The sequence below is a fragment of the Streptomyces sp. UNOB3_S3 genome (assembly GCF_020740895.1).
GTDB lineage: Bacteria > Actinomycetota > Actinomycetes > Streptomycetales > Streptomycetaceae > Streptomyces.
In genome coordinates this window covers 1-1,530 of record NZ_JAILXP010000676.1, presented here as the reverse complement: position 1 = coordinate 1,530, position 1,530 = coordinate 1, and the positions used below count along the sequence as shown (strand labels likewise).

The following is a 1,530-nucleotide window of genomic DNA, read 5'->3' as shown; positions in this document are numbered from 1 at the left end:
GACGAGAAGACCACAGGCGTCACCACCGTCTACAAGGTCCAGGGCATGACCTGCGGCCACTGCGAGACCGCCGTCACCAAGGAGGTCTCGGCCGTGGCGGGCGTGACCGGTGTCCGCGTCGACGTCGCCGCGGGCCTGGTCACCGTCACCACCGGTGCCGAGCCCGACGACGCTCAGATCGCCGCCGCCGTCGACGAGGCCGGCTACGAGCTCACCGGCCGGGCCGAGAACCTCTCCGCCCGCTGAACCTCGGCCCGGCGGCGGAGCGCTCGCGCGACCGTCGCCCGCCGACAAAAACCCCATCCGCGCACGAGGAGCATCATGAGCATCACCGCCCCTGCCTCAGCCGAAGTCGAGTTGGCGATCGGTGGCATGACCTGCGCCTCGTGCGCGGCCCGGATCGAGAAGAAGCTCAACCGCATGGCCGGCGTGGAGGCCACGGTCAACTACGCTACGGAGAAGGCCAAGGTCGTCTTCGAGGCGGGCGTGGAGGTGGCCGACCTGATAGCCACCGTTGAGCAGACCGGCTACACCGCCGCCCTCCCCCAGCCCCCGGCCACCCCTGAAAACAGCGCGGACGACGCCGAGCCCGAGCCGGACGCCCTGGCGCCGCTGCGGCAGCGTCTGATCACCGCGGTCGTCCTGTCCGTACCGGTGATCGCCATGGCGATGGTGCCCGCGCTGCAGTTCACCAACTGGCAGTGGCTCTCCCTGACGCTGGCCGCCCCGGTTGTCGTGTACGGCGCCTGGCCGTTCCACAAGGCCGCGTTCACCAACCTGCGCCACGGTGCCGCCACCATGGACACCCTGGTCTCGGTCGGCACGTCGGCGGCGTTCCTCTGGTCCCTGTGGGCTCTGCTCTTCGGTACCGCCGGCATGGCGGGCATGACCCATCCCTTCGAGTTCTCCCTGTCCCGGAGCGACGGCGGCGGCAACATCTACCTCGAAGCGGCCGCAGGTGTCACCGCGTTCATCCTGGCCGGACGCTATTTCGAGGCCCGCTCCAAGCGCCGGGCCGGCGCCGCGCTCAAGGCGCTGATGGAGCTGGGCGCCAAGGACGTCACCGTGCTGCGCGACGGGCGCGAGCTCCGCGTCCCCGTCTCCGAACTCACTGTCGGTGACACCTTCGTGGTCCGCCCCGGCGAGAAGATCGCCACCGACGGCGTCGTCGAACACGGCACCTCGGCGGTCGACGCGAGCATGCTGACGGGTGAATCCGTCCCGGTCGAGGTGTCCGTCGGCGACGCGGTCACCGGCGCGACCGTCAACGCCGGGGGACGCCTGGTCGTCCGCGCCACCCGAGTCGGCTCCGACACCCAGCTCGCCCGCATGGCCCGCATGGTGGAGGACGCCCAGAACGGCAAGGCCGCCGCCCAGCGCCTGGCCGACAAGATCTCCGCCGTCTTCGTCCCCGTCGTCATCGTCCTGGCCCTGGCCACCCTCGGCTTCTGGGTCGCCACCGGCGAAGGCTGGACCGCCGCCTTCACCGCGGCCGTCTCCGTCCTGATCATCGCCTGCCCCTGCGCCCTG

The 1,530-nt window shown here is 71.1% G+C and carries 2 protein-coding genes; both read left to right on the top strand.

The annotated features are described in order from the left end of the window. Positions 1-246 (top strand): heavy-metal-associated domain-containing protein (locus K6I33_RS34945; RefSeq protein ID WP_275126863.1); only part of this gene is annotated, 246 nt, incomplete at its 5' end. 75 nt (positions 247-321) lie between these two features. Then, positions 322-1,530, top strand: a 1,209-nt coding sequence (locus K6I33_RS34940) for a cation-translocating P-type ATPase (RefSeq protein WP_229358814.1), incomplete at its 3' end; no start/stop codon positions are given.